General features: G+C 67.3%; 4 protein-coding genes and 1 pseudogene. 2 read left to right on the forward strand and 3 right to left on the reverse strand.

Annotation, left to right across the window (positions count from 1 at the left end):
- Together A5701_RS27900 and A5701_RS03605 are read left to right on the forward strand one after the other, a co-directional pair.
- A pseudogene (locus A5701_RS27900) lies at positions 1 to 179 on the forward strand (steroid delta-isomerase); the annotation flags it as partial.
- 85 nt (positions 180 to 264) lie between these two features.
- Positions 265 to 1,410 carry an AI-2E family transporter gene (locus A5701_RS03605; RefSeq protein WP_067748619.1) on the forward strand — a complete coding sequence of 382 codons (1,146 nt, stop codon included), beginning with the start codon at positions 265 to 267 and terminating at the stop codon, positions 1,408 to 1,410.
- 9 nt (positions 1,411 to 1,419) lie between these two features.
- On the opposite strand, the gene A5701_RS03610 is transcribed toward A5701_RS03605, so the two are convergent.
- From A5701_RS03610 to A5701_RS03620, 3 genes are all read right to left on the reverse strand, one after another.
- Complete coding sequence (locus A5701_RS03610) at positions 1,420 to 2,961, reverse strand: carboxylesterase/lipase family protein (RefSeq protein ID WP_067748623.1); 1,542 nt, start codon at positions 2,959 to 2,961, stop codon at positions 1,420 to 1,422.
- 15 nt (positions 2,962 to 2,976) lie between these two features.
- Positions 2,977 to 3,774, reverse strand: a complete 798-nt coding sequence (locus A5701_RS03615; RefSeq protein WP_067748625.1) for a dienelactone hydrolase family protein — start codon at positions 3,772 to 3,774, stop codon at positions 2,977 to 2,979.
- A 13-nt stretch (positions 3,775 to 3,787) separates the two neighbouring features.
- A partial coding sequence (locus A5701_RS03620; RefSeq protein WP_156669899.1) for a DUF4245 family protein occupies positions 3,788 to 3,994 on the reverse strand: 207 nt, incomplete at its 5' end.

The raw sequence follows: 3,994 nt of genomic DNA on the forward strand, positions 1-3,994 counted from the left end.
TTTATCTGGACAACTACTTCTCGATCGCCAAGGCGCGCCGTGACCTCGGCTATGAACCCCTGTTCACCACCGAACAGGCGATGTCGCAATGCCTCCCGTACTACGTCGACATGTTCCAGCGCATGAAAAGCCAAGCGGACGTTGGGTCCCCGAAACCGGCGGTCGGCGGGGGGCAGTGAGTTCGCTTGCGCGGTCGCTGACGAAACCACCGCGCCGGGGCTAGAGTTCCCTCAGCGGCGACGACGCGGAGGGCGGCCCGGTGGCATGAATACCGAATTCACGCTCAACCAAAAGCGCGCCCTGGCGATCCTGACCGCGATCGCCCTGCTGTTCGGTGCGTACTTCCTGCGCGACTACTTCGTGCTGATCGTCGTGGCCGCGGTAGGGGCCTACCTCTTCACACCGCTGTTCAACTGGTTCAGCAGGCGGCTGGGCACCGGGTTGGCGGCGACCAGCACCCTGTTGTGCGCGCTCGTGGCCGTCGTCGTGCCGATCACGCTCCTGGTGCTCCTGGCGATCGTTCAGATCTCCCGCATGATCGACAGCATCACCGATTGGGTCAAGTCGACGGACCTCAGCGCGCTTGGCGACCGCACACTGCGGGCGGTGAACGAGCTGCTGTCCCGGGTCCCCTTCGCGCACATGACGATAACGACGGAAACCCTGCGCAAGGCGATGGTCACGGTGGGCCGTAATGTCGGTGAATGGGCGCTGCACTTCCTGCAGGGCGCCGTCGGTGGTATCGCAGGCGCGGTCACGTCGGCCATCATCTTCCTGTATGTCTTCGTCGCGCTGCTGGTGCACCGCGAGCGGGTGCGGAGATTGATCGCCGAACTCAACCCCCTCGGCGACGAGGTCACTGATCTGTACCTGGCCAAAGCCGGAGCAATGGTGCGCGGCACCGTCAGCGGCCAGTTCGTGATAGCACTGTGCCAAGGCGTCGCGGGCGCCGCGTCCATCTATGTCGCCGGCTTTCACCACGGATTCTTCATCTTCGCGGTCCTGCTCACCGCGTTGTCGATCATCCCATTGGGCGGCGGGATCGTGACCATCCCCTTCGGCATCGGAATGATCTTCTTCGGCAACATCGCCGGCGGCGCGTTTGTCGTGCTCTGGCACCTCGTCGTGGTCACCAACATCGACAACTTCCTGCGGCCGATCCTCGTTCCGCGTGATGCCCGGCTGAACCCGGCGCTGATGCTGCTGTCGGTGTTCTCGGGCATAGCGATGTTCGGCCCCTGGGGCATCGTCATCGGGCCCGTGCTGATGATCCTCATCGTCACGACCATCGAGGTGTATCTGATGGTGTTCAAGGGCACCGAACCGGACACTCCCGAGCCGCCGCCCGCCCGCCGCAACTGGCTTCGCCGGCAGGCGAAGTCGGGCGCGGCGCAGTCCGGCGCGGACTGACGCCGGCAGTTAGCGGAACCCCACCATCTGGCTGCCCCACGCGGCGCGGATCTTCCCATCGACGTCGTGCGCGACGGTGTCGCTCGCGTCGATGATGAGGCAGGCGCGGTCCGCCTCCCGGTAGGGCCTCCACTCCGGCTCGCCGCCCGGGCCCGCGGGCGTCGACCGCGCGGCGAAGTTGATCCACCGGGTCCGCATTCGCCTGGAGACCGCCTTGGCGGTCTTGCTGCCGCCCAGCTTCAGGGTGGGATCCTTCGGCGCCCCGAGATTGCCCCAGACGTAGGGCAATTCGGTGGCGTGGGCGGCATTGACCAACAGCAGCTTCAGTAGCGGGGTCGCATAATCGAATCGGTACAGGTAGACCGGTGCCACCTTGCTGTGCCCCTCGGCCAGCCAGACCGACGGCATCCGGAACCCGACATCTGTCGCGATGCTCAAACTCCTTGCCCTGCGCCGCAGCCGGGAATAGGTCAGTCCGATCTGCTCGTCGGTCGGCAATTGCAGGTCCGGTTGTTCGGCCGCGATCTGGTCGAACATCGACGTGATCGCGCGAGGCGTGATCGGCATCAGCCGCGAACGCATCAATCGGAAGAGCGCCGCCTCGTGCTTGTTCGTCCCGATGATCAGGGGGACCGGAAGCGAGCGGCCCTCCTGCACGCGCTTGACCGGGTAGTCGTCCAGCAGGTCGCCGTCGATGATCGGGACGAACGCAAGGAGGCCGGGATTGCGCACCGGCACTTCGTCGAAGACCTCTTGGGATGCGGCAAGCAGCACCGCGGTCGGCACGTCGGGCAACCGGTCCGCGTCGACGTCAAGCCTGTCGAGGACGGTTTCTGCGACGCGTTCAGCCCGGCGCCGGTCGTATACCGATGTGGCCGGTGAACTCTGGGCGATCGCGCGGGCGAACAGTCCCTCGGCGGACGGGCTGGCGAGCAGGGTGGTCACGATCCCCGCGCCCGCGGATTCACCGAACAGCGTCACGTTGCGGGGATCACCGCCGAAGGCTGCGATGTTGTCACGCACCCAGCGCAGGGCAGCCAGCACGTCGCGCAGCCCGACGTTGGAGTCGAACCGCCGCCGCGACGTGGTGAACGACGACAAGTCCATGAAACCGAGCGCTCCCACCCGGTAGTTGACCGTGACCACGATGACCTCGCCACCGCCGACCAGCCGGCGCCCGTCGTACAGCGCCTGGCTGCCCGACCCCAGGACGTAAGCGCCCCCGTGCAGCCACACCATCACGGGCTTTCCGTCGCCCGGCTGCGTGCCGGACGATGCCCAGACGTTGAGCCGCAGGCAGTCTTCGCCCTGCGGCGCGCCCAGGTCGAGCGGCATGTTGGGGAAGACCGGCTGCGGGCACGCCGGCCCGTAGCGGGTGGCGTCGGCCACCTCGGTCCACCGTTCGGGGGGCTGCGGCGCCCGGAAACGCAGGGCGCCGACGGGCGGGGCGGCATACCGGATGCCCTTCCACGAGCTCACGCGGCCGTCATCGGCTCCGCGGACGGGACCGAAGGTGGTTTCGACCACGCGGTCTTGGGTGGTAGTCGTCATGCGTGTGGGGCTTTCCTAACCAAGGCGCTGGGTGAGGAACTCGACTACCCGCTTGCGGGCCTCGTACGCCGGCTGGCCGTCCACCTCGCGGACCTCGTCGGTCAGCACCGAATGCGCCATCCTGCCGAAACCGCCGACATTGCCCGGGCTGGAATCGATCTCGATCACCTCGAACGCGTCCCCGAGTCGCTCCTTGAGCACCGCGAAACGCTCGCGCGGCACGGCGCTGTCCTCACTGAACCGCAGACCCATCGCGCACAGGCCGTCGTTGGCGCAGCGATCGGCCACGGTGGCCAGTTCGGATTCGCTGAGGCCGGGATCGCGGCGCCGGGCCCGTCCCAGCGGCAAGGGTACCGAGGGCTGGGAAAGCACCGGGGCCAGGACGGCATCGTCGACGGCGACGGCCAGCGCGAAACCGCCGGTGAAGCATTGGCCGATCACGCCGACGCCCTTGCCCGGGGTCGACGCGTTGAGGTCACGGGCCAGCGCGCGCAGGAACATCGACACCGGCCGCTGCTTGTTCGTCGCGAAGGCCGCGAATTCCTTTGCCACACAAGCGCGGCTGATCGAGGAGGCGATGTAGCCGACCGTCTTGGCTTTGCCCGGCTCGCCGAACAGCGACGGCATCGCGACCGTGAAGCCGTTGTCCACGAGGTGATTGCCCAGGGCCAGCACACCGGGATGGATCCCGGGGATTTCGGGTATCAGCACGACGCCGGGGCCGCTGCCTTTGCGATAGACGTCATGGGTGTAGCCGCCACCGGTGAACGGCGCCACTGACCATCCGGACAGATCCGCTTGGGGTGCAGTCACGCTCGGCCTTCCTTCAGCGCGCCGGTAACGGCGGTTGCGATTGCGTCGCCGAAGCCAGCGTACGGAATTGATCGGTGTCACCGGCACCGGTTATCGCAATCTGGGTGGCTCCGGACGGGCCGGTGAGCCGGGTGGTCCACACCGGCTCGGCGTCCGCCCCGCTTTGGCCGCCGCCGTTGTAGACGACCCAGGTGGTCCCGGCGACGTCGACCGTTCCGGC

Origin of the sequence: Mycobacterium sp. E3305, assembly GCF_001666785.1 — a bacterium.
Taxonomy (GTDB): domain Bacteria; phylum Actinomycetota; class Actinomycetes; order Mycobacteriales; family Mycobacteriaceae; genus Mycobacterium.